The organism is Clostridioides sp. ES-W-0018-02 (assembly GCF_020658175.1).
GTDB lineage: Bacteria > Bacillota > Clostridia > Peptostreptococcales > Peptostreptococcaceae > Clostridioides.
In genome coordinates this window covers 31138-56970 of sequence record NZ_JACVVY010000003.1, presented here as the reverse complement: position 1 = coordinate 56970, position 25833 = coordinate 31138, and the positions used below count along the sequence as shown (strand labels likewise).

Below are 25833 nucleotides of genomic sequence, written 5' to 3'. Positions count from 1 at the left end.
GAATTCTTTTTTGTTTAATTTTATATTCTATATAGTATACTATCTATGTAAATCTGTCAACGATTTCCTAAATATTTTTTATTTTATAAACTTCACATATATTATATATCAAGTGCTGCATGATATCCTTGATATACTGCTGTAGTTATAGTAGATGGACGTACACAATCACCGATTTGTGCTACATATGGAGCACAATCTATTAACTCCTCTACTATACTTCTATTGGCTCTTTGTCCAAGTGCACATATAACATGTGTTCCTGGGACTAAAATTTCATTACCATCTTTATCAGCACAAAGAACGCCTTCCTCTGATACTTTTAATCCTTTAAATTCTGTATGTACTTCAACACCTTGCTTTTCTATTTCATCTAAAAGTATTGGACGATGTCTTATATTTGCATCTGGAGCAAGTTCACTTCTCATTTCCACTAGATGAACCTTCTTACCTTCTTTAGCTAAATGTATCGCTGTTTCACATCCAGCAAGACCTCCACCAAGTACTATTATTTCTTTCACAGCTTCTACCTTATCTTTTTCTAGATAATAATTGTTGACAACTACTACATTATCACCATCAAGTCCTGGAATTGGAGGAACTAATGGAGATGAGCCTACTGCTATTATTAGAGCATCCACATTTTCTTTTTCTACATACTCTTCAGTAACTTTTGTATTTAAGCGTATTTCTACACCTTCATCTTTTGCTAATTTGCTAAAAGTATTTCCAAGTTCATACATTTCATATTTAAATGGTATAGCTTTCTCTCCTTTTAAGATTCCACCTAATGCATCTGATTTTTCACAAAGTATTACTTTATGACCACGTTGTGCTGCTGTTATTGCTGCTTTTAATCCTCCTGGTCCTCCACCTGCTACTAAAACTTTTTTAGGTTTTAATACTGGAGTTATTTCCATACCTTCTATTTCACGACCTATAAGTGGATTTACTGTACATCTTCTAGTGGAAGTTGCAGCTCTTTCAGCCATACAAGTGAAACATCTTAAACACTTAACTATATCCTCACCTCTATTTGACATTACCTTTTTTGGAAGTTCGTGGTCTGCTAATAATGCTCTTGCCATTTCAACTACATCAGCTTTTCCACTTGCTATTATCTCTTCCATTTGAGCTGGGTCATTTAGTCCACCAAGAGTTGCAACTGGTACACTTACATGTTTTTTGATTTCCGCTGCAAGATAAACATTACATCCATGAGGTACAAACATAGATGGATGTGTTATTCCAAACCCTCTTTGATATGTTCCTGCTGAAACATGAAGCAAGTCAATTCTTGACTCTAATAGCTTAGATATTTCAATACCCTCAGCTAAATCATATCCACCTTCAAATAATTCAGAGCCACTTAATCTAAATTCTATTGGGAATCCTGGACCTACAGCTTTACGAACGCTGTCTAATACTTCTTGTGCAAAACGTACCCTATTTTCTAAAGTACCTCCATATTTATCAGTTCTTTTATTAAAGTATGGTGATAAGAATTGATTGATTAGCCATCCATGTCCTCCATGAACCATTATCATTTCAAACCCAGCTCTTTTAGCAATACCTGCAACTTCTCCATAAGATTTTACTATATCATCTATTAATTCTTGAGTTAATTCCTTTATTTCTAGACCATCCGCTCTTGTACTTGGACTTACTCCATACTGTGACAAACCTTGCTTTTTGTTTTTGTCCACTAGATAAGTTCCTGCATATTGACCAGAATGTGATAGTTCTACACTTGGTATTGCACCATGACGTCTTATAGCATCTGCTGTATATGTAAAACTGGCTAAAGAATCAACTATTTTTAAATCTAAATGATATGCATGTGAACCATCAGTTTCTGGATGAACCATACATTCACTTATAGTTACAGCTCCAGCCCCACCCTTTGCTCTTAATTCATAAAATGCTGTTGACTTTGGTCCTATTGTACAGTCAGCTGTTATATCTGTTCCACCCATTGGTGCAGAAAACATTCTATTTTTGAATATTACATTTCCTATTTGAATTGGTTTACATAAATTTGGATATTTTCTTTTCATAATATTATCTCCTCCATATTAACTTATTTTTTTGCTCTGATATTTTGATATTTCTTTATTATTTACAAATCTATAAACAAAGGTTAATCCTAAGCCTATTATTGCCATAACAATTCCTATTGTGAATGCTCTTGTATAATTACCATCTACTGCATAAACATTTTTCATTACTGTAGGTCCAATGTATCCTGCAAATGCAAATCCTATAAACATGATTCCATAATTAACGCTATTATTTTTAGGCCCAAACTGGTCTACTGTAAACCCTGGGAATACCCCCATAAATGCCCCAAAACATACTCCTATAATAGAAATCCCTATGTAAAACTTCACTACTTCTCCTTGTACTGAAGTTGATAAACAAAATAAACCTACAATTGAAATTATAAATGCCATTGATAAGGTATTTATTCTACCTATCTTATCTGATATATAACCTGCCACAATACGACCTGCTGTATTGAATAAAGCTAAAACTGAAACTGCCATTGCAGCTGTTGCTGATGTCATGCCTATCATATTTTGTGCTAAGGCAGATGCCATGGATGTACACATCAATCCATAAAAAGCTCCACATGTTAATAAAATAATCATCACATAGAATATTGATGAAGAAAGCATTTCTCTCCAATCTTTATTTTTTGACTGCTTACCTTGCATAACTGGTGGTGTCCATCCTTCTGGTGCAAAATCATCTGGGCATTTTTCAATAAAAAATGATGCTCCACATACAACTATAAGAAATACTATCCCAATTGACTTAAATGCTGTCGTAATACCAAAACTAGTAGTTATGCTATTTGCTATTGGTGGTATAATTACAGAACTAAATCCATAAGCAGCAGTTGTTATTCCCCCTACTAACCCACGTTTATCTGGGAAAAATTTAACAGAGTTGCTTATTGTACACCCATACACCATACCAACCCCAAGACCTAGTACGATTCCATATGTTAATATTAACATTGGTAAGCTTTTTGAAAATCCAGATAAAATCATACCAATACCAAATATAAGACCACCTACAAAAATAACTTTCTTAGGTCCAAACTTATCATTTATTCGACCTCCAGTAATCATAGTTATAGGTCCAACTGAATTAGTAACTGTGAATACTATTGCTAAAGTTCCTGCAGTAAATGCTGTTCCATTAATTCCACTTAAGTATTCTGCCATGGGTGTAGCAAATACACTCCATGCATAGATTGACCCAATGCACAAATTAATAAAACAACTTGCGATTAATATAATCCATCTTTTTTTAGTATAGTTCATTATTTTTTCCCCTCCAAACAATTCAATCTATTCCTTTTATTTAGGTTAATATTATCATAATAATGTTTTCATGTAAATATAAACATGTAATTTATTACATGTTTATATTTACATTTTTTTTATTTAACCTATTTTTTTATAAATAATGATATAATAGAATTATTGATAATAAAACTAAAGAGGTGAAATATGGGAACCCTTAAATATGCAATATTAGGACTATTAAATAGAAAACCTATGACAGGATACGATTTAAGTAAAGAATTTAATTTTCAACTGAATGAATTTTGGAGTGCAAAACATAGTCAAATTTATCCAGAGTTAAAAAAATTAACTAATGAAGATTTAATAGTTCATGAAGTTGAAATTAGTGGTGATGTGTTAGAAAAAAAGGTTTACTACATAACAGAAAAAGGAAAAGATGAGTTTTTAACTTGGTTATCTAAAGACATCCCAATGGAGCCTACTCCTAAAAATAAGTTTAGACTGAGAGTATATTTTTACAATAATCTAGATTTAGAAAATAGAATTGATTTACTTAAACATCAACTTATTCAGCATAGTAAAAGGCTTGAATTTTTAATGAGCCAAAAAGATGCTTATACTGAAATTCCTGATTTTTATGATGATTATTTTGGTGATTATCTTGTATTAGATGGGGCGATTATAAGAGAAGAAGGTCAAATTAAATGGCTAAGTAATTGTATAGATATTTGCCTACAACAAAGTAAGAAATAAATATCAAAACTAATTTTTTTAAATCTATACAACATTAATTAGATGATTCCTATATTGAGTAGGAACCATCTTTTTTGCACTCATTAATTCTTTTAATTATCATAGCCATAAACATACTAACCTATTTCATCTTTTCCTGTTGGACATACATCTACATTTTAATCATAAAAAAGCTTATCCATAATAATGGGCACAATCCTTCCTAGGATACTGCTATTATTAATGAATAAGCTTAGCTTGTACTTAAACAATTACTACCTAATTCCAATTATTATGATAAAACATTAGACATATTTTGTCAGTGTTTTCTTAATATATTTCATCTTCTATGACTATTATTTAATGGTAATCAAATGCTTTCCCGATAAATATAAGAAAGATTAATGTGCTATAATTTCTTTAACTAGTAAATTTTATGTTTATTATAATACAATATATCCATAAATTACTTTATCATAACAAAAGTATTAAGAGTTAAAATAAAAAATAATTAGGGAGATATAATTATGATTTTATATTTTAGTGGTACTGGCAATAGCCGATATATAGCTCGCAAAATTGCACAAGAATTAAGTGATGAGCTAATATCATTAAATCAACTTATAAAAGAAGAAAAAACAGATGACCTAATATCAACAAAAAAGCCATTCATATTCGTATGCCCTACTTATGCATGGAGATTACCTATAGTGGTTACAGATTTTATAAAAAAAACAAAGTTTTTAGGAAACAAGAAAGTCTACTTTATAATGACTTGCGGTGGTGATACTGCGAAATCCATAAACTATATTAAAAAATTGTGTAAATACAAGGAGTGGCAGCTAAAAGGTATGGCAGAAATTAAAATGCCAGAAAACTATATAGCTTTATTTTCTACACCAGATAAAGATACAGCAAAACAAATTATTGAAAAAGCAGATAAACAAATATATAAAATTATTTCTGATATAAATAATGAAAATGAATTTGAGAACATTACCCCTAGTGGTTTAGGGGGTACAATTAAAAGTGGTATAACAAACGTAGTTTTTTATAAAATGATTGTTCATGCTAAAGGATTTCACTATACCGACAAATGTATTGGTTGTGGAAAATGTGTAGAACTATGTCCTTTAAATAATATTAATTTAAAAAATCAAAAGCCCTATTGGGGAAATAACTGCACTCATTGTATGGCATGTATTTGTGGTTGTACTACTAAAGCTATTGAGTATAAAAATAATACTCAGAATAAAGAAAGATACTATTTAAAATAATATATTTTTGCTATTTAAACCATCATAAAAGGAGGTAACCTCAAAAACACTTTTTAAAATCATTTCTGAGATTACCTCTTTTTTATTAAATAACTTTGTTTTACTCACCTTTTCTTATATCATCTTCACCAATATGTTGTATTCCAACAAATATAAGATTTATTAGCTCTGTTAGTGATTTCCATTGTGATTTTTTTGAATCAAGATAATAATAATTTTTAGTTCCTTCTCTACGTACATTAACAATTTCTGCTTCTTTCAATATTTTAAGATGATGAGATACGGCAGGACGAGTTAAATTTTAACTACGATAGGATTTACAATGGTTCGAGCAAAAATATATTTTCTCCTATTTGAAAGAAATCAATAAGATTGAAATCTTAATCATTTTTTAACATTCTGTAATCGCAGCAAACCTCTTTATTATGCTTGAATTTATAAATGTAAATATAAATACAACCTATCTACATATCAATTCTCTGACAATTACTCTTATCATATTGGCTTAACATAACCTATTCTCTAATAATTTTCTTGTATCTTTTAAAATTAATAATATTAAACTGTGTAAATTATTTATTTCTTGGCAAATTATATATTGTCGCCTATTTAAATGATATCTTCTTTTTAATCTCTAAGTTATCATCTATTTCTTGTTTTGTTCAGAGTATCAAAAACAACCCTCTATGGTAATTTTATTTATCATAGAGGGTTATCTTCTGACTTACAAACTCAATTACAACTTCTTCATCTGACTTAGAATCTGTCTAAATAATAAAAAAATTTATGAGTCTAATTTAATATTTTTTTGAGTCAATATAAAAATAAAGCAATTTATAATTAGCACTACCAAAAATTCTATTAAAATTAATAAATAGTTAATATTATACTCTCTCTGCAACAACGAAATTAATAAAAATCTGAAAGATTCATAAAAAACTGCTATAAGAATACTTTGGATAACTGATATAATTATCCTTTCTAATAAACCGATTTTTATTAATTTTTGTTTGCTCATACCTACTCTATACATAACTTGGTAATCTAGTACTCTCCTTATAAAAATAATTATTTGAGATGTTAGTATTAGAAGTATACTTGATAATGCCACAGCAAATATAATATTCAAAAGTAATGACTTTTGATCATCAACATATGTTTTCATAGAGTAAGCAAAATCGTTATAGTCCTCTAAATTAGCATGCTTATCTTTATGTAATAATTTACTAAGTAAATTGTTATCTAACTTTTCTTTAAAAAAATATATAACTGGCTGATTTTTAGGTAAATCAAAGGCCTTAGGTGAAATATTTTCATTTATATTTATATATCCTAAATCTACACCTTTGTTCAATGATTTTGAACTTAAAAAACCTATTACTTTAAAGTCCATTTCTTTTCCATTAATTTTTAATCTTACAGTATCTTCTAGTTTATAATCTATTAAGTATCTATGCAGATAATTATTTATAATTATACTATTTTCGTTACCATTTTCTTTAAACCAGTCTCCATATTCTAAATCACTCTCTAATGTTGTTTCTTTAGTGTCAAATAAATCAACACTTAAGTCATTTAAATCATTCATTACATCTTTTCTATTCTCATCTGGAATTTTGTCAATATAATCATTAATAGAAGTATTATTTACCGATTCTATACTATCTATTTTAATTGGATAATATTGAAAATAATCCATATCATTTTTGATAAGTTCTTTATCAGTAATTGATTTTCCTTCTAAAGTTGTTTGATATATAATTGAATTTTTTATACTATTGTCAACTTCATAATTGCTAAACATGGCAAAGGTTATTTCAGATATCATAAATAGTAACAGAACAAATATTATTGTTATTGTTAGTAGACTGGAGCTAAAAGCATTAGTTTTACAATCATTATTAAGATATATAAAAGTAATTAAGTATTTACCTTTAATAAATTTTTTAATTAGACATACTATTTTTAATGATGCATATATCAAACCGTATACCAATAAGTCTAGTAATATTAACACTAAAATAAAGAAAATACCTAGAAAAGATTTCACATATATTGTAAAAAAAATACTTGTTAAAAATATTACAAGAATTATCTCTGGAATAAAGCTGAATTTATATGTAGATAACATACTATCATCTCTATTTATTCCTTCATAAGGTATATTTTTGACAAAACTTATCGGAATTAGTGAGAATATTGATGTTTCAATGATTATAATAACTATTGAAATGATAATATTTTTGGTAATACTCAAAATAGAAATATCCAATAAATTAATATGCTGTAAGTCAATATAGAATATAGCTATAGGAAGCCCCAAAATAATGCCAATTATAATTCCCTTTATAGTAATTGACATAAGTTCAGTAAATACTAGAAGAGATAAACTTCTTTTTTTAATTCCTAAAGACTTAAAAGTTGAAAAATCATTTATTCGATTTAAAATAAATACAATAAATGTAGAACATAGACAAATCCCAGTAATTAATAATGAAATAGCTCCAATTAAATTTATTGAGTCTAATTGCATAGATATTCTCTTCATTATTGACTGTTCTAGTTCATCAATTGTTCTAACTTCAAAATGACTTTTAAATACATCTTTTATTTCACTTTTAATATTTTTCACATTTTCTTTATTTATTATATTTATATAAGCCACATTATATTTAGTTTCATTAGGTAAATATACGTAACTTTCTCCAACTACCTCTTGCCCAACCTCTGCTTCCTTTTGAGCCGTACTTAATGAAAACCTTTCTGGTATTATATCCCTAACTTTAAAATATGTATCATCATAAACTGAAGAATGCAGTTTTAAAAACACTTTATCTCCTATGTTTACATTTAATTTATTCGCTGTTTTTTGCGACAAAACTATATCATCTTCATTTCTTAATTTTAGATATGTATCTTGCATTTTTATATTATTTACTACAGTTAGTTCAGTACTTTCAATCATGTCATTTGACATTATATTTGTGTTCATACTACTTCCTAACTGAAAGTCAATAGATTTTTTATCTTTTAATTCTTCTAATTTATCTATTTGTTCACTTGTAAAATAATATTTATTATATTCTATATTTTGTATTTTTATATCTCCACCATTTGTTATAGCCATATTTCTTTTAACTTCACTTGAATATGTATCAGTTAACACTCTCGTAAAGAGTAATATTGCTGTGGCAAATACAATAGATATTATACAAGAGAGTTTTAATAGTTTATTATTTTTCAAACTATTTTTACTATATATTTTATAAACTTCATGAAATATCAATGTATCACCACCTATTTTATAATAGTTCCATCTTTGATTCTTATAATTCTATCACTATATTCCGCCATTTGAAGATCATGAGTAACCATTACTATTGTAGTACCATATTCATTGTTTATACTCTTAAACAACTGCATTATAGCATGACTATTAGTACTATCTAATGATCCAGTTGGTTCATCAGCAAAGAGTATATCTGGGGTACAAACTAGAGCTCTTGCAATAACGACTCTTTGCTTCTCACCACCTGATAATTGTTTAATATTGTTTTTTGTTTTTGATGTTAGACTAACCTTTTGAATCATCTTATCTACTATTTCATATCCTTTATTGTCAGAAAAAATCAATGGCAATTTTATATTTTCTTCAACAGACATTGATGGAATTAAATTAAACGACTGAAATACAATCCCTATCTTTCTATTTCTATATTCAGCAAGTTGATCATCAGTTAATTCCGATAATTTTTCTCCACAAACATTCACATCTCCAGTGTAAGCTTTGTCAAGACCACTTAAAATACTTATTAGAGAACTTTTTCCGCTACCACTAGCACCCATTATAGAAACAAATTCTCTTTCTTCTATGTGTAGATTTATATCCTTTAGTATGTTAAGTTCTGTATTTAATAAGTTTACAACTTTAGATAAACTTGAGACCTCAATTATTGTTTTTTTCATACTATTATTTCCTTTCATATAAAACTTTTAAGATTGGTTATTAATTAAAACAGAGTATATAAGACACAAAGATATTAGAAAAACTTACACAACTAAGCTTTTTTGAGAATGATATATTTTCTAAAACTGCACAAATCTTAATAAGTCATTATAACATAGCAATAGCTTTAAATACATATCTTCTGCACCTTCACTTATAAGTTTATATGTTTTAGAAATATATAAATAAATCCATACTGTCTTCCAGACTCTTACCAGTTTGTTTAGATAATTCTAATATGATTCTTTACATAGTGATTGCAGCAATTCATTATTAGCTTTCATAAAAACTATACCTTATCTTCACATCTATGCTTTAAATTTTAATCTATTCACTATTCTTCTTCAATAAATTCAAATAAACTTTCTACTGTAGTATCAAACACCTTAGCAATATTCATTTCTAACTTTAAAGAAGTATTATATTTTCCATTTTCTAAGTGTATAATAGTCTCACGTCTTACCCCAACTAATTTAGCAAGTTCATTTTTTGTCATAAGAAGTTTTTCTCTATATTCTTTAATTTTTGCTTTCATCAATATTGTCACTTAGTTATAAATCTAAAAAAAATATGATATCATCAGTAATTTTTAAACAAGATTTGATTTAACACCAAGCTTTGACTTATACATATAAAATCACTCCTTAAAAGTTATATACTTATGATACTCCATATTATAAATATGTAACTTTTTCGAATAATTTTAAACAGAATATTGAGAATATTTAATAATACTTTTATAAATATAATCTATACAAAGTTTCGTGATATATGTCTAATAGTTACAAATACTATTATAAAACTACCTTATTATTACGTTTTATAGAAATATATCTAAAAAAATTCTTATAACATAAAACAGATTCTTTAATAAACATTACAATATAGAACTAGACTACTTTATTATATTCTATTCCTATTAATCATATTATTTACTAACTATTATCCTAATGAACTTATAGCATTTAAATGTGTAATTATACACTATAAATCCCCTCACGGTACTCTCAAAGAAACTATTTTCTTGTAGTTGGAGTATGGGCGTCTAATTTCTTCACCAAAATAAAAAGGGGCTGTCACACTAGAAAATAGTGCTACGCCCCTTTTTGCTAAATCACTTTATTTTACTCACCTTTTCTTACATCATCTTCACCAATATGTTGTATTCCAACAAATATAAGATTTATTAGCTCTGTTAGTGATTTCCATTGTGATTTTTTTGAATCAAGATAATAATAATTTCTAGTTCCTTCTCTACGTACATTAACAATTTCTGCTTCTTTCAATATTTTAAGATGATGAGATACAGCAGGGCGAGAAAGATGTGTTTTTTCTGTAATTTCTCCTACTCGTATACCATTGAAGTCACTTTCTAGGAGTGTTATTAAAATCAACTGTCTAGTTTCATCTCCCATAGCAGAAATAGCTTTACGACATTCTTTAAATTTAGATGTTATTTCTTGTATTCTTTGCTGACATTCTTTTTCCATAAACTCCTCCATACCTTATAAGTATCTAACACTTGCTGGTTCTTTTTGTGCAGTACGTCTATATTTAACATCTGGATATCCAATCACTAGTGTCATAAGTACATGATTCCTGTGTTTTAGACCTAAAAGTTTTTTTAACTTTGGTGAATTATTTGCTACATCTGAAAAATATCCACTAAATAAAACCCCCAGACCATAAGATTCTGCCATTAGTGCCATATTAGATGCTGCAAGTGAACCACTAATCTTATCTTTTGTTACTATCATTATTGCAATAGGAGCATGCTTGAAGAAAAAGTTATCATCAACCTCAACTTCCTTTGAATATTTAACAGCAATATTTGCAATAGGTTTTATTTTTCTAAAAAATCTCACTGCTTCCTTTTCATATATTGCTTTTTTATTGTCTAAAACAATATATGATACATCTTGTGAATTTTTAGCACTAGGTGTGTATCTACCTGCTTCAATAATTTGCTTTACAATTTCTGAAGAAACTTCTTTATCTTTAAATTTCCGGATACTTCTTCTAGATTTAATTGCCATTAGTAATTCATCTGAGTCTAAGTTTGGCTTATTTGTAAGTTCTATTGGTGGTTCATCAAACCCAGTAAGTGTAATAGCTTCTTTGGGACAGATTGCTGCACAGTGTCCACACATTAGACAATCTTGTTTTTTAATTACTGATTTTTTATTTTCTATAATTATATTATTTACTGGACAATCATTTTTACAAAGTCCACATCCAATACAAAGGTCTTTATTAACTTCAATTATATGTTGATATTTCATATACATTCATCTACCTTTCGTTCATTAGTTTAAACTATTATAACACGAAGATGTTTTTTATATTCATTGGTAAAGAATTTGATTACCATTAAATTTTTAATACCTCTATTACACAAGTTTTTTATAGATTTTAAAGTATTATAGGTTTTGTATAATAAAAAAGACAAACTTGAAATTTAAGCTCGTCTTTTTTATCTCTTACTATAAAATAAACTCTCTCTTCCTTTTTAGCAAATCTCTCCATGAATCCTGCTACATTATTATCAACTAATAACTTTCCTTTGTTTAATCCTAATAACTCATATCAATAATTTGGCACATGTTTATAATCGGTAACGATGATAACACATTTTTCATTCCAAAATAAATTCAAATTTATAGTTTATACAATATCTATGCTTCATAAAATACACCTACTATTTCTTTTTTGGTATGTGCACTTAAAAGCCTTTCACTTATATCTTTACCACCTAAAATATAAGATATTTTAGATATTAACATTATATCTTCTTTACCTTCAGATTGTGGCATAGCAAACATAATTACTAATTTTACAGGCAAGCCATCTATACTTGGCCAATCTACACCTTCTCTAGATTTACCTATTACCACAGATGCTTTCTTTACATACTTTGTTTTTCCATGTGGCATAGCCATTTGATAACCTATACTTGTAGAGCCCATTTTCTCTCTATGCTTTAGTGCCTTTATAAACTTACTTTTTGAAGTTATACTTCCTTTATCATATAATTTATCTACTAATTCTTGTATTATACCTTCTTTTGTAGTTGATTTTAAGTCTAAAATAACACTTTCTTCGCTTAATATTTCTCTAATTTCCATTTATTTTCTCCAGTACTTTGTTATCAAATAATATTTTAATATCCTCTTCTCTTTCGCAATCTATTATATAATTTATATAGTTCTTTTGCCTATATAGATTTGATACTTCAATCAGAATATGTTTTAAAAAGCTATGATTACTAGTTTCTAAGTAAAGGTCAATCGTTCTATTAATATTATTGACATTCATTATTCCCTTATTTACTTTACTTTGATTGCATATATATATATTTAAATCTTTTCCTAATGCAATAGATTCATATTTACTGCTTAAATTCATACCTATTAAACTTCTCATCTGGCTTACATCAAAATTAAAATATATATTATCTTTTAAATATACTCCTAATAAGTTTGTATCTAAGTCCATACTTTTTCTAGGTTTATTAAGTAAAGCATTTTTTATATTATTAATATCACTTTCCATTAATAGTACTGATACAACTATATGTGATTTCTCTTTCAAATCTAAATTTACAGTAGATATTACAAAATCTACATCATCCAAATTTCGCTTATTCAACTGATGCATGGGAATTATATCAACTATAGTCCATTCAGGAAATTCTCTTTTTAATCTAGCAGCAAGAAGCTGAGATGTTCCATATCCTGTATTACAAACGACTATTACTCTTTTACTACTCATATTTCTTTCTATAGCTGCTTGAAAATATGTAGCAATATACGAAACTTCATCTATACTAATATTCTTCAGATTATAATGCTCTGTCATAATATTTATAGTCATCATGCATAACCCCAATACCTCAGAAAATCGCTCTTGTATCTCTTCTAATAATGGATTTTTTATTTGGATATCATATCTTAATCTGTTTAACATGTGTCTTACATGAGATGTCAGACTTTTTTGCAGTAGTTCATCATCTTTAAGATTTATATTTAAAAACTGTGACATATTCTCTATCATTATAGATGATATTTTTTCACTATCACTTAATATATCTGATTCATCATTGCAACGCTTATTGCTTTCGCTACTAAATCCAGATGATACTAAATATATATATATATATTTAATTTCATCTTTAGTTATTTTTACTCTGTATCTATTTTCTATTTTACCTATAAGTGTAGTGACCTTTTGATATACTAACTCATCCAAATTACATATAGAGACTTCCTTTTCTTCCTGAAAATCTATTTGATTACCTTCTTCAACTCTCTTTAAGCATATAAGTATATGTGTAATTAAATTTATATAGTAGGGCTGACTTATAACATATCCTAAATTATCTTCTAATTCTGTAATTATAGTTTCTACAAATATGATAGAATCAATATCAAATAAATTTATCAATGCACTAAATGTAGCAGAATCTAATCTGGTTAACTCAGATATATCGTGCTGTTCATAATTTTCATCTAATAAATCATCTACCATCTTAGCAATCGATTTCCTTATATCTACTTCTTTACCTATAATTTTAGTTCCCTCTAAGGTTTTATTAAGTTTTAAATTATATTCTTTTATCCATTCCTCTATATATTTAAAATCATTTACTATAGAAGTTTTACTTACATAATATTTATCCGATAACTGATTTATTGAAGTTATATTATTTGAATTTAATAATAGATATTTTAAAATTTCCATTCTTCTTTGCTCTACTGATAAAGACTTATTTCCCTTTGGTTGTATATTTAAACTATTAATTAGGTCTATATCTTTCTTTGCTGACGCTTCTATTAATATTCCGCAACCCCTTTTTATATCAATTTTTATACCGAAAGTTTCTAAGTATATCTCAATCATCTTCAAATCTTTTTGTAATGTTTTATCTGATACATTTAATTTATCTTTAAAGTATTTTATAGGTCTATATTCATTTTCATTTAATATCAATTTAAGAAATTCAATTTGCCTTGATGCAAGCATACTTATGCCCCCTACCCATTTTTTGATATTTCTATTAATTACTATTTTAGCATATTTAATAACTATGTAAAAATACTAAAATACTTCTGTATCATAAAAGAATTTATGATACACTTTACAAAATCGATATAATATAGGATATAATTTTAAAATAAAAAATAAGGATATTGAGAGGTTGCTAACTACTTCCAATATCCTTATTTTAACTCTTATTTATAATTTAAGCACCAAGTACTTCAACTTCACCACTTCCACTCTTTATAGTAGGCTTTGTTATTCCTATAATTAAAGTTGTTATTACTGTACCAGCTAATATACAAGCTATATACGCAACTGGTGCACTACATGCAAATGGTATTACAAATATTCCTCCATGTGGTGCCATCAAGGTTATATCTAAACTCATACATATTGCCCCACCTATACAAGAACCAATTATGTTTGCCGGAATCATTCTTAACGGATCTGCAGCTGCAAAGGGTATTGCTCCTTCCGTTATAAAAGATGCTCCCATTATAGCAGTTGGTAGTGCTGACTTTCTTTCTTCTTTAGTAAACTTATTTTTAAATATTAACATGGCTAATGCTATTGCTAATGGAGGTACCATTCCACCCACCATTAATGCTGCTGATGGTTCAAATACATTACTAGAAAACATAGCTAATCCAAATGCAGAAGCTGTTTTATTAATAGGTCCTCCCATATCTGATGCCATCATTCCTGCTAATATTGCACCTAGTAATACTTTATTAGTTCCAGACATACTTTGTAACCAGGACTGTAAAGCTTCATTTAACCATGATGCTGGTGTATTAACTACGAAGAACATTATAGCTCCACTTGTGAATGCAATCAGCAGTGGACATATCAGTACAGCATTTACCCCTTTTAATACATCTGGTAAGTTTTCTGTTATCTTCATTACTCCTAAAGCTATATATCCAGTTGCAAATCCTGCTACCATACCTCCTAGGAATCCTGAACCTCCAATAACTGCCATAAAACCAGCTATCATAGCAGGAGCAAAACCTTGTCTTCCTGCAATTGATTTAGCTATAAAACCAGCAAGTATTGGTATGAATAACTTAAATGCTGAATCGCCTCCAAGTTGTCCAAAGAATCCAGCTATAGGATTGTATGTTTCATGAGTTGGGTCTGATGCAAATATACCAAACATAAATGCTATAGCTATACCAATCCCACCTATTACTACAAATGGAATCATTTCAGATACACCATTCATTAAGTGCTTATAAATACCTTTTTTCTCTGACCCTTGAAGTATTTCTTTTGAATCTTCTAAAGTTTTTCCACCTGGCTTAATTTCTTTAGCCATTCCATTTTCAGCATTTATAATTAAATTTTTGGCTAATGAAACATTCTTAGCATCTGCTACTTTCTTTTGTAATACTTTCTTTCCTATAAATCTACTTGTTTGAACTTCTCTATCACAAGCTATTATTACGTATTCAGCTCTTTTTATATCTTCTTTAGTTAACTTATTTTCTACACCTATGGCTCCATGTGTTTCTATTTTAACTTCATACCCAAGTTCTTGACCTGCTTCTTCTAACGCTTTTTTTGCCATAAAAGTATGAGCTATCCCTGTTGGACATCCTGTTATTCCAACTATAAGACCTTTATTTTGATTATTACTTGAATCTCCTGATTCTACAGCTTTATAATTAAATATATCTAATATTTCATATGGAGTTTCTGCACTTAGTAGGTTCTTAATAAGATTTTCATCCATTAAATATGTAGCTAGTTTAGATATAATCTTAAGATGCTCGTCTAAACCTGACTCTGGAACTGCTATCATAAAAAATGACCTAAGTTTTTGACCATCATTATCCGTGATATCCTTATCTGTTCTTAAATACATCATTACAGGTCGCTTTACTGTACTTGACTTAGCATGAGGGATAGCTATTAAATTTCCCATGTTAGTTGGTGATTCTTTTTCACGTTTATTAATATCAATTATAAACTTTTCTTTATCATTTATATAATTTCCATGATACAAATGATTTGCCATATAATCAATTACATCTTTTTTAGTTTGTAATTGTTTATCTAATACAATACAATCACTACGTAATATTTTATCTACCATAAATTCGCCCCTCCCTTTAATTTGTTATCCAATCACTGATTCTTCTTTTGGTGAAAAGCATTTTAATTTATCTATGTCATTGAATAAATTCATTTTAAACTCTATAACTTCCCTTGCAGCTTCTATACATTGTGGATATATAGCATCTGGTTCATATAAACTTGGATTTTGTTCTAATACTTCTCTGCACTTCTTATAATACGCTGATTTAACATCACTTGAAATATTTACTTTACAAACTCCTAGTTTAACTGCTTGTGCTATTTCTTCATCTGGATTTGACGATCCGCCATGAAGAACTAAAGGTATATCTACTACTTCTTTTATTTCTTTTAATAAATCTAATTTAAGCTCTGGTTTAAACCCTTTTGGATATATACCATGTGCTGTACCAATTGCAATGGCTAATGTGTCTACACCTGTTTTTTCAACAAAATCCCTAGCTAATTGTGGATTTGTATATATTATTTCATCAGAACCACCTTCTCCTGATGTTCCAGTTGTTCCTATTGTTCCAAGTTCTCCTTCTACAGATATATTTAATCCTTTTGCAATTTCTACTACTGCTCTAGATATTGCTACATTTTCTTCATATGATAAATGTGAGCCATCAATCATTACTGATGTAAATCCACATTTTATCGCTCTTAATATTTGCTCTTTATTTGCCCCATGATCTAAATGTATTACCATAGGTACTTTACTCTTATTTGCTTCTTCTATACAACTAGCTACAAAGCTATCTTCTAGGAAACTTAACTCATTTGGGTGTATTGCAAGTATTACTGGTGCATTTTTTTCATTAGCACTCTGTACTACCGCTTTAAGTATTTGCCCACTCCCTATATTAAATGCTGGTACTGCAAATTGATTTTCTTGTGCTACTTTTAACATTTCCTTCATATTTATTAACATATTGTACCTCCTGATATTTTAAATTTTAGTTTTGATTTGTTTGTGATTTATTTTGTTGTTGTTATATTTAAATAATATCAGGATAATAAAAGTTCGAAAATGACAATAGTTTTCCTTTTGAAAAAGGAACTTTTATTATACACTCTGAGTTCCTTTTCACTAAATAATTTTTAGAAGTCTATATCATGGTTAATTGCAAAGAATCTTTTAAAAAGAACTATTCCATTAGATGATAAATTCCATTCTCTATACTCAATAAGCTCAAAAGGAGACTCCAGTAATTGCGATTGTTTTATAAGTATTCATTTAAACTCTACAATAGGTAGTATCTTCATGGATTATAGAAATAATTTTTAAAATGGTAAAGGTGTAATAGTATATGGTCATCATTTGAGAAATAAAACTATGTTTGGTGAGCTATTTAATTTTAAAGATACTCGTACCATAGTGCATGCTATATTAGTATCAAAAATATTAAAAAGAAGTTGTCTCAAAATTGATTTTTTCTAATCAAACTTTAAGTTCAACTTCCTTTTTGGATTTTTATATATTATTTTTTATTATTTCTTTTTTAATTATCTTAAATTTTGATGGTAGGTAAAATAGAAAAAATCATACATATCATTAGTTTTATATTCTTCTTCCCTAATCTAAATCTTCACCATTTGAAGCAATTACTTTCTTATACCATTCAAAACTTTTCTTTTTCGTTCTTCTCAAACTTCCATTACCAATATTATCTCTGTCTACATATATAAATCCATAACGCTTTTCCATTTCACCTGTACCAGCACTTACTAAATCAATAGGCCCCCATGTAGTATAACCTAATAAATCTACACCATCTATAGAAACTGCATCGTACATAGCTTTTATATGCTCTCTTAAATAATCAATTCTGTAATCATCTTCTACATAGCCATTTTCATCAGCTATATCTTTTGCACCTAATCCATTTTCTACAATAAATAATGGCTTTTCATATCTATCATATACATGATTTAATGTAATTCTTAGACCTAGTGGGTCAATTGGCCATCCCCATTGGCTGTATGAAAGATATGGATTTTTAGCAGATGTAAATATATTTCCTTCAGCTACATCATCTGAGTTTTCATCAGTTCTAACACAACGGCTGTTGTAATATGAGAATGAAATAAAATCTACTGTATATTTATTCAATAATTCAATATCACCAATCTCCATTTCTGGTGTAATACCCTTTTGTTCCATATATTTTAATGCATAATTAGGATATTTTCCTCTAGATTGCACGTCTACAAAGAAATAATTTTCTCTATCTAACTTCGTAGCTTCCCATACATCATTAGGATTGCAACTATAAGGATATACACTTCCAGCCGCAAACATACATCCAACTAAGTTATTTGCATCAACTTCATGTGCTATTTTAGTTGCAACTGCACTAGCTACAAGTTCATGGTGAGCAGCCTGATATTTTATCTTTTCAACATCTTCTCCTTCCTCAAAACAAATACCAGCACCCATAAATGGAGCATGTAAAATCATATTTATTTCATTAAAAGTTAACCAATACTTCACTAATCCTTTATATCTTCTAAAGATAACATTACATAGTTTCTCATAAAAGCCTATCATTTTACGATTACGCCATGCACCATACTTTTCAATCAAATGCATTGGACAATCAAAATGTGTAATAGTAACTAGTGGCTCTATGTTATACTTTTTACATTCTTTAAATATATTTTCATAAAACTGAAGCCCCTTTTCATTTGGTGTTTCTTCGTCACCTTTTGGGAATATTCTACTCCATGCAATACTCATTCTATATACTTTAAATCCCATTTCACCAAATAACTTTATATCTTCTTTATAATTATGGTACATATCAATACCAGTTTGAGCTGGATAATAATGCTCATCATCAAAATCAAACATTTTTAATTTTCCTGTAATAACTGCTGTTCTATCTTTTCCTGTTGGACATACATCTACATTTGCTAGACCTCTTTCATCTTCATTATATCCACCTTCACATTGATTAGCTGCAGTAGCTCCTCCCCATAAAAAATCTTTTTTAAAACTCATAGTTAAGCCTCCTAAAATTACAACTAAAGCATTAACTTATGCTAATGCTTTAGTCTTTTATTAATACTTTAATCTCTTCCTAAAATATAACTGTAATCAGATTATCTTCTAATTCAGCATTTTTACTTTTTGTTTCTACCACATCTAAAAATTGTGATGAATTTGTAATAACAACTGGAGTTACAACACTATATCCTGATTTCTTTATTACATCAATATCAAAGTTTAATATAGTTTGACCTTTTGTAATCCTATCACCTTGCTTTATACATGCCTCAAAACCTCTTCCTTCTAACTGAATAGTATTTAATCCAATATGAATAAGCACTTCAACACCTTCATCTGAGAGAATTCCTATAGCATGTAAACTTGGGAATAAAGTTGTAACCACTCCATCTACTGGCGCAACTACCTTTCCATCACTAGGTATTATTGCTACACCTTGACCTAGTACACCAGATGCAAATGCCGCATCCTCTATATCACTTAAATTTAATACTTCACCTTTTATAGGGCTTACTACTATTTCTTTTTCTAATTTAGTAGACTTAACTTCTTTTGTTTCTTCTTTTATTTCATCTTTTCCCTTATCTTTTGCTTCCTCTTTCTTGTCTTTATATAACACCATAGTTAATACAAAAGCTACAACCATTGATATAGCTATACCAGAAAGAGCTACTATTAAGTTACCCGTTCCCCCATCTGGTTCAATCATTGCTGGAAGTTCGAATATTCCCATCCCTCCAGTTATAAACTTTCTAAGATTAAAGAATCCATAGAAAGCTCCTCCAATACCACTAGCAATACAACTTATTATAAATGGTTTCTTTAAAGGTAATAATATTCCATAAATTGCTGGTTCTGTAACTCCAAATATACCAGATATAAAGTTTGGTATTGCCATCTCTTTTAATTTCTTATCTTTAGTCTTAAAGAATATCGCTAATACAACTGCTGAACTTGCAAATGTACAAGCAAAGAATGGCATCATAACATTATCGTATCCTAAAGTCATAACATTGTTTATATATACAGGAATGAATCCCCAGTGCATACCAAAAATAACAAGAATTTGCCAAGTGAACCCTACTATAGCACCTGCTAATAGTGGACTAAAATCTCTTATCGAAATTACAATTTGCGAAATAAGTGTAGAGCCAAATGTTGCTATAGGACCTATAACTATAAGTGCAACAGGTATTGCTACCAATAATGTAAGCATTGGTACAAAGAAAAACTTAACTAAGTCTGGAACAATCTTGTTAAATAATTTTTCACACTTAGATGCAAAATAAACTATAAATATAATTGGTACAACTGTTCCAGTGTAATCCATTGATATTATTGGTAATCCAAAGAAATCAATATATACTGGTGATGCAAACATTGTTCCTTTAAATAAAGTATACATTGCATCTGTACCTGCCGATATACTGCTACCTTGTATGGCAGGATAACACATTGCAGCTCCTAGTGCTAATCCCAACATTGGTTTTAGACCAAATTTTTTAGCTGAAGTATATCCTAAAAATAAAGGAAGGAATGTAAATAATGCATCTCCTGCTGCATTTATTACCATATATCCACCAGACACATTACTATATAATCCCATTGCTACAAATAAAGCATTAAATCCTTTTAACATACCACAGGCTGCCATTATTCCTAGTACTGGCTGAAAAATTCCTGATATTATATCTATACATTTATCCAACATACTACCTGACTTTTTCGTTTCCGAATTTGCACTTGAGTCATCTAAGCCAATTATTTCAACTACATCTTTATAGACAGCTTCAACATGATTTCCTATAACTACTTGATATTGCCCTCCACTTTTCATTACAGTAACAATACCTTCCATATTTTTCAACACATCGTCATTTGCTATACTTTCATCTTTTAATGTAAAACGTAGTCTTGTAATACAGTGTACTAATCCACTAATATTTTCTTTTCCACCAACATTTTTTACTATGTCTTGTGCTAATTGTTTGTATTTTCCCATTTTTTCCTCCATATTTCTTTTAAATTAATTTTTTGAAATTTGAAGGTTTGGCCAACTCAATGTTACCATCCAACCATAGGTATAGTTTTGTTAGTATCACTCCTTTCAATAACCCTTACTATATACTGCCTATATACTGCTGAAAAATTATCAACTTACATATTTGAATCTTTAACTACTTTAGCTAAATGTATTGTTAAATATATAAGTTCATCATCTGTTAATATGTAGTTATATTGTTTTTTAATAAAATTGTTAATTTTAACTACACATTCAAACTCTTTATTATATTTAGACCTAATAATAATTAATAAGTCTTTATCTGTCTCACCTTCATGTACACTATTTGAAAGTAATCTCTGTGCAAAAAATTTCAGATGCATTATAAATCTATAATAAAATACTGATTCCTCATGAAATTCTATCCTAAAATGATATCTAACTATACTAAGTACTTCTTGTATTAACTTTGTAATATCAGATGCCAAAGTATGACCTTCACTTAACTGAGCATTTACTATATGAAAAGCTATAAATCCAGCTTCATCTTCAGGTAATTTTACACCTGTTCTGCTTTCAATAATATCTAGCGCTTTCATTCCAATTTCAAACTCTTCTTTATAGAACTTTTTAGTTTCCCAAAGTATTGCATTCTTTACGTTTATTCCTTCTTTCATTCTTTGAATTGCAGAATATGTATGGTCACTTAATGATATATAAATACTTTCATTTAACTTCTTGTTTAACTTTATTTGTGCATACTCTATAATTTCACTTGATAATTTCATGTGATCCATAGGAATATTATTAAGTAATTCCTGCAACTTATTTGATATTTCTTTATTTGATATTCTAAATACTTTATTTACTTTAGTTTTATCTATTAAATCGCCTTTTGATTTTTGATATCCAATGCCTCTGCCCATGACAATAATTTCTTCATCATTGCCATCTAATGTAATTACAACATTATTATTTAATATCTTATTAATTATCATGATTATCCTCCTTTTGAGCATAAAAAAAGCTTATCCATAATAATGGGCACAATCCTTCCTAGGATACTGCTATTATTAATGAATAAGCTTAGCTTGTACTTAAACAATTACTACCTAATTCCAATTATTATGATAAAACATTAGATATATTTTGTCAACGTTTTCTTTCAATGTATTTTATATTTATATATATAGACTACAATCTTTTTTGTTACTCTCATCATAATTTTTATCATAGAAGGTCATTTATCTTATTCATAAATTCAATTACTAACTTTTTCATTTGAATTAGAATCTATATCAACAATAAAAAGATTTATGAGTCTAATTTAATATTTTTTTGAATCAATATAAATATAAAGTAATCTATACTTAGTACTACCAAAAACTCTATTGAAATTAATAAAAATCCGAAAAATTCATAATCTGTGTAAATGTTTTAAATACTACTATCCTTACAGATATTAATATAAACGATATTAGAAATACCAATCCTAATAAAATATATTGTTTTTTCTTAGTTTAGTTGAGCACACTATTAATTCCTCTACCTTATAAGTTTATTGTTTAGGCTCTTCGATTTATATCTCATGCTATATTGTTAATTGTAGAAAAGAAATCTATAATAGCTATATTCTAATTCTTAATAGATTTTTATATAGTTGCTTATTTTATATTAAAGCACAAAATACTCATATCCAATTGGTATAAGCATTTTCTGCTATCATCATATTTACTTAGGATACTTTAATTTAGTTATTTTTTATAAACATAATTCCACTATTTACTAATTCCTATATCTCATTAGCGTATAAAGCAGAAATTTCAGAACTTATAACTATATATTAATCTTTTGCCACTTCATAAATAAAAAATTTGCTTCACTTAAACCATGTGTAGACGCACTATTTCATGTAGATAACGACTGTATCTGTTGCTTTAGCAACGAGTTGACGATATATTTATATGTTTTAAGCTTATTAGTTGGGATTATAAAACATCCATCTACTTATTATATAATAAGTAATGTTAAGTTATTTATAAGTATACACATTTTGTATATTAAAGATAAGCATATCACTGAATTTTATTAAATATTAATTATATAAAATAAAAATAAACCCAGTATCTTGTTATTAACCACTAGGTTTATTTTTATGTTTCATATTATTCTAAGGTATTTGATGTAATCATATATATTTTTTATTGATCACGTCCTATTGTTCCATCTTCAAGACCTTTTTCTATTTGTTCCTCGCCTAGTTTTGGTAAATTATTCTGTTGCTCTGTCTCTTTTGGTGTATTATTTATTTCCTTCTTACCTTCACATCCAATTACGCTAAGAGCCACCATTGATACTATTACTATTGCTGTAAATTTCTTATTAAATTTCATTTTTTCTCTCCTTTTATTTTATATATTTTTTATTTTATTACCTTTTTCATAAAACTAATATTTATTAAATTTGCTAAACAGTATATTAATTATCTAACAAATTATTTGATGTGTAATTTTATTCTGATTTAAGTGCTACTATTGGTTGTAACTTAGATGCTTTATTTGCAGGAGATATTCCAAACACTACTCCCATAAATACTGCAAATCCAACTGCAGCAAATACTACATTCCATGCTATATAAGGCTCAGCCCCCATTGTTCCTAGTATTGGAAATGATCCAAGTATACCTATTGAAGAACCTAATATTCCACCTATTAAGCTTATTGTAAGAGATTCTACTAAGAACTGTACTAGTATAAAGTTTCTAGGAGACCCTAACGCTTTTCTTATACCTATTTCTTTAGTCCTCTCATTTACAGATACTAACATCATGTTCATTATACCTATACCTGCTACGAATAAAGATACACTTGCTATTGCTCCTACCATTAGGTTCATAATGGCATCCATTGATTTCATTGAATCTATCATTTCTTTATTACTTGATACATAAGAATCGTTTGGTGCCATACCTTTTTTAGTAAAGTGAGCTTTTATTTCATCCATTGTATTTGTAACACTATCATTTGAAGCAGATTGTACATTTAATTTAGATATATCACTTACTCCTAAAACAATTTGTGCTGTTTTATAAGGCATATATATAGTATCATCTTCTGGGCTATTATAAGCTTCATCCATCTTACTTAATACACCTATAACTTTGTATGGTATAGACTTAATATTTATTGTTTTTCCAAGTGCATCTCCTTTAGGGAATAATTCACTGGCAACTTTACTCCCTAATACTATAACTTTAGTTGATTTATCATTGTCAATTGGCATAATAAATCTACCACTCTTGATTTTAGTGTTGTTTAGTTTTGCATAGTTTTCATCCGTTCCAACTATACTTTTTTTACTATCTTTTTTATCATAACTCACAGTTGCTGAATCACTTATTTCTGGAGATATTTCTTTTACATTCGAACTACTTTTCAATACTTTTATATCAAATTCAGTTATTTTTTTATCTCCATATACACTTGTAGTTATTAAATCTAGTGGCTTTGATTCAAAACTTTTATACATACTTTGTTTACTACCTATAGATATTGTAACGAATAGAATTACACTGGCTGTACCAATTGATATACCTAATATAGTAAGAAATGAGCGTAGTTTATTAGCTTTGATTTCTCCTAATGCCATCTTAACTATTTGGAAAATATTCATATACGCCACCCCCTATTCAAAAATTTCACCATCTTTAATTCTTATCAATCTTTTAGCATTTCTTGCTATATCCATGTCATGAGTTATCATAATTATAGTTTTACCTTCTTGGTTTAGACCTTCTAATATCTCAAGTATTTCTTTACTTGTTTTACTATCTAATGCTCCTGTTGGCTCATCAGCTAGAAGTATTTGTGGATTTGTAGCTAGAGCTCTTGCTATTGCTACTCTTTGTTGTTGCCCTCCAGATAATTGATTCGGCCTATTATTTAATTTATCTTGTAGTCCAACCTTTTTCAGACATTCTATAGCTATTTCTCTTCTTTCTTTAGGCGTTTTACCTTGGTATATAAGAGGAAGTTCTATATTTTCTAAAGCTGATAATTTATTTAATAAGTTAAAGCTTTGGAATATAAATCCTATTGTCTTATTTCTTACAGCACTTAACTCATCTTCACTTAGTGATGTTATACTTTTTCCGTCCAGTATGTATTCACCATTATCAGCTAAATCTAAACAACCAATAATATTCATAAAAGTTGATTTACCTGAACCTGATGGACCTATTATAGATACAAATTCACCTTTTTTAATATCTAATGAAACCTTTTTTAATATAGTTATTTTTTCATCGCCTATGATATATGATTTCACTAAGTCCTTAGCTTGTATTACATAATCATTCATATATTATC

19 protein-coding genes and 1 pseudogene are annotated in these 25833 nt (G+C 28.4%); 2 read left to right on the top strand and 18 right to left on the bottom strand.

Going from position 1 to position 25833, the window contains the following annotated elements; genetic code table 11:
- Positions 1-101: 101 nt before the first annotated feature.
- Together IC219_RS09120 and IC219_RS09115 are read right to left on the bottom strand one after the other, a co-directional pair.
- Positions 102-2057, bottom strand: coding sequence for an FAD-dependent oxidoreductase (locus IC219_RS09120; RefSeq protein WP_227830960.1), 1956 nt, complete (start codon positions 2055-2057; stop codon positions 102-104).
- Between the two features lie 18 nt (positions 2058-2075).
- Positions 2076-3332, bottom strand: coding sequence for an OFA family MFS transporter (locus IC219_RS09115; protein WP_227830961.1), 1257 nt, complete (start codon positions 3330-3332; stop codon positions 2076-2078).
- Positions 3333-3521: 189 nt separating this feature from the next.
- Between IC219_RS09115 and IC219_RS09110 the strand changes: the two genes are divergently transcribed.
- Positions 3522-4070, top strand: a complete 549-nt coding sequence (locus IC219_RS09110) for a PadR family transcriptional regulator (protein WP_227830962.1) — start codon at positions 3522-3524, stop codon at positions 4068-4070.
- A 506-nt stretch (positions 4071-4576) separates the two neighbouring features.
- Positions 4577-5326 carry an EFR1 family ferrodoxin gene (locus tag IC219_RS09105; protein WP_227830963.1) on the top strand — a complete coding sequence of 250 codons (750 nt, stop codon included), beginning with the start codon at positions 4577-4579 and terminating at the stop codon, positions 5324-5326.
- A 100-nt stretch (positions 5327-5426) separates the two neighbouring features.
- On the opposite strand, the pseudogene IC219_RS09100 reads toward IC219_RS09105, so the two are convergent.
- The 16 genes and pseudogenes from IC219_RS09100 to IC219_RS09025 form a co-directional block, all read right to left on the bottom strand.
- Positions 5427-5624 (bottom strand): annotated as a pseudogene (locus IC219_RS09100) (ArsR/SmtB family transcription factor); the annotation flags it as partial.
- 486 nt (positions 5625-6110) lie between these two features.
- On the bottom strand, positions 6111-8612 hold the full coding sequence (locus IC219_RS09095) for an FtsX-like permease family protein (RefSeq protein WP_227830964.1): 2502 nt from the start codon (positions 8610-8612) through the stop codon (positions 6111-6113).
- Between the two features lie 11 nt (positions 8613-8623).
- Positions 8624-9292 (bottom strand): ABC transporter ATP-binding protein, encoded by a 669-nt coding sequence (locus IC219_RS09090; protein WP_227830965.1) that lies wholly within the window; start codon positions 9290-9292, stop codon positions 8624-8626.
- Between the two features lie 374 nt (positions 9293-9666).
- On the bottom strand, positions 9667-9867 hold the full coding sequence (locus tag IC219_RS09085) for a helix-turn-helix transcriptional regulator (protein WP_255612971.1): 201 nt from the start codon (positions 9865-9867) through the stop codon (positions 9667-9669).
- A 589-nt stretch (positions 9868-10456) separates the two neighbouring features.
- A complete protein-coding gene (locus IC219_RS09080; RefSeq protein ID WP_227433828.1) occupies positions 10457-10822 on the bottom strand; it encodes an ArsR/SmtB family transcription factor in 366 nt (121 codons plus the stop codon).
- Positions 10823-10837: 15 nt separating this feature from the next.
- Entirely contained in the window at positions 10838-11614 is a 777-nt protein-coding gene (locus IC219_RS09075; RefSeq protein WP_227433827.1) for a nitroreductase family protein, read from the bottom strand.
- Positions 11615-12007: 393 nt separating this feature from the next.
- Positions 12008-12457 carry a PTS sugar transporter subunit IIA gene (locus IC219_RS09070; RefSeq protein WP_227433826.1) on the bottom strand — a complete coding sequence of 150 codons (450 nt, stop codon included), beginning with the start codon at positions 12455-12457 and terminating at the stop codon, positions 12008-12010.
- Positions 12447-14354 (bottom strand): BglG family transcription antiterminator, encoded by a 1908-nt coding sequence (locus IC219_RS09065; protein ID WP_227830967.1) that lies wholly within the window; start codon positions 14352-14354, stop codon positions 12447-12449. Before IC219_RS09065 ends, IC219_RS09070 begins: the two co-directional genes overlap by 11 nt.
- A 220-nt stretch (positions 14355-14574) precedes the next feature.
- The gene (locus IC219_RS09060) at positions 14575-16470 is read right to left on the bottom strand and encodes a fructose-specific PTS transporter subunit EIIC (RefSeq protein ID WP_227824413.1); all 1896 of its coding nucleotides are present in this window, start codon (positions 16468-16470) and stop codon (positions 14575-14577) included.
- A gap of 24 nt (positions 16471-16494) precedes the next feature.
- Positions 16495-17385, bottom strand: a complete 891-nt coding sequence (locus tag IC219_RS09055; RefSeq protein ID WP_227481937.1) for a ketose-bisphosphate aldolase — start codon at positions 17383-17385, stop codon at positions 16495-16497.
- Between the two features lie 645 nt (positions 17386-18030).
- Positions 18031-19458 (bottom strand): 6-phospho-beta-glucosidase, encoded by a 1428-nt coding sequence (locus IC219_RS09050; RefSeq protein WP_227481936.1) that lies wholly within the window; start codon positions 19456-19458, stop codon positions 18031-18033.
- 79 nt (positions 19459-19537) lie between these two features.
- Positions 19538-21466, bottom strand: a complete 1929-nt coding sequence (locus tag IC219_RS09045) for a beta-glucoside-specific PTS transporter subunit IIABC (RefSeq protein WP_227830968.1) — start codon at positions 21464-21466, stop codon at positions 19538-19540.
- A 155-nt stretch (positions 21467-21621) separates the two neighbouring features.
- A complete protein-coding gene (gene licT / locus IC219_RS09040) occupies positions 21622-22464 on the bottom strand; it encodes a BglG family transcription antiterminator LicT (RefSeq protein WP_227830969.1) in 843 nt (280 codons plus the stop codon).
- A 1203-nt stretch (positions 22465-23667) separates the two neighbouring features.
- Positions 23668-23859 (bottom strand): hypothetical protein, encoded by a 192-nt coding sequence (locus tag IC219_RS09035; RefSeq protein ID WP_227433819.1) that lies wholly within the window; start codon positions 23857-23859, stop codon positions 23668-23670.
- Positions 23860-23977: 118 nt separating this feature from the next.
- A complete protein-coding gene (locus IC219_RS09030; RefSeq protein ID WP_227830970.1) occupies positions 23978-25138 on the bottom strand; it encodes an ABC transporter permease in 1161 nt (386 codons plus the stop codon).
- A gap of 12 nt (positions 25139-25150) precedes the next feature.
- Entirely contained in the window at positions 25151-25825 is a 675-nt protein-coding gene (locus IC219_RS09025) for an ABC transporter ATP-binding protein (protein ID WP_227830971.1), read from the bottom strand.
- Positions 25826-25833: the final 8 nt, after the last annotated feature.

What these genes read in the sequence shown, in the direction of transcription:
- IC219_RS09105 (WP_227830963.1), top strand. Translation starts at nt 4,577, where the DNA reads ATGATTTTATATTTTAGTGGTACTGGCAATAGCCGATATATAGCTCGC.
- licT (WP_227830969.1), bottom strand. Translation starts at nt 22,464, where the DNA reads ATGATAATTAATAAGATATTAAATAATAATGTTGTAATTACATTAGAT.
- IC219_RS09065 (WP_227830967.1), bottom strand. Translation starts at nt 14,354, where the DNA reads ATGCTTGCATCAAGGCAAATTGAATTTCTTAAATTGATATTAAATGAA.
- IC219_RS09055 (WP_227481937.1), bottom strand. Translation starts at nt 17,385, where the DNA reads ATGTTAATAAATATGAAGGAAATGTTAAAAGTAGCACAAGAAAATCAA.
- IC219_RS09025 (WP_227830971.1), bottom strand. Translation starts at nt 25,825, where the DNA reads ATGAATGATTATGTAATACAAGCTAAGGACTTAGTGAAATCATATATC.
- IC219_RS09050 (WP_227481936.1), bottom strand. Translation starts at nt 19,458, where the DNA reads ATGAGTTTTAAAAAAGATTTTTTATGGGGAGGAGCTACTGCAGCTAAT.
- IC219_RS09115 (WP_227830961.1), bottom strand. Translation starts at nt 3,332, where the DNA reads ATGAACTATACTAAAAAAAGATGGATTATATTAATCGCAAGTTGTTTT.
- IC219_RS09075 (WP_227433827.1), bottom strand. Translation starts at nt 11,614, where the DNA reads ATGAAATATCAACATATAATTGAAGTTAATAAAGACCTTTGTATTGGA.
- IC219_RS09120 (WP_227830960.1), bottom strand. Translation starts at nt 2,057, where the DNA reads ATGAAAAGAAAATATCCAAATTTATGTAAACCAATTCAAATAGGAAAT.
- IC219_RS09070 (WP_227433826.1), bottom strand. Translation starts at nt 12,457, where the DNA reads ATGGAAATTAGAGAAATATTAAGCGAAGAAAGTGTTATTTTAGACTTA.
- IC219_RS09110 (WP_227830962.1), top strand. Translation starts at nt 3,522, where the DNA reads ATGGGAACCCTTAAATATGCAATATTAGGACTATTAAATAGAAAACCT.
- IC219_RS09060 (WP_227824413.1), bottom strand. Translation starts at nt 16,470, where the DNA reads ATGGTAGATAAAATATTACGTAGTGATTGTATTGTATTAGATAAACAA.
- IC219_RS09035 (WP_227433819.1), bottom strand. Translation starts at nt 23,859, where the DNA reads ATGAAATTTAATAAGAAATTTACAGCAATAGTAATAGTATCAATGGTG.
- IC219_RS09085 (WP_255612971.1), bottom strand. Translation starts at nt 9,867, where the DNA reads ATGAAAGCAAAAATTAAAGAATATAGAGAAAAACTTCTTATGACAAAA.
- IC219_RS09030 (WP_227830970.1), bottom strand. Translation starts at nt 25,138, where the DNA reads ATGAATATTTTCCAAATAGTTAAGATGGCATTAGGAGAAATCAAAGCT.
- IC219_RS09045 (WP_227830968.1), bottom strand. Translation starts at nt 21,466, where the DNA reads ATGGGAAAATACAAACAATTAGCACAAGACATAGTAAAAAATGTTGGT.
- IC219_RS09090 (WP_227830965.1), bottom strand. Translation starts at nt 9,292, where the DNA reads ATGAAAAAAACAATAATTGAGGTCTCAAGTTTATCTAAAGTTGTAAAC.
- IC219_RS09080 (WP_227433828.1), bottom strand. Translation starts at nt 10,822, where the DNA reads ATGGAAAAAGAATGTCAGCAAAGAATACAAGAAATAACATCTAAATTT.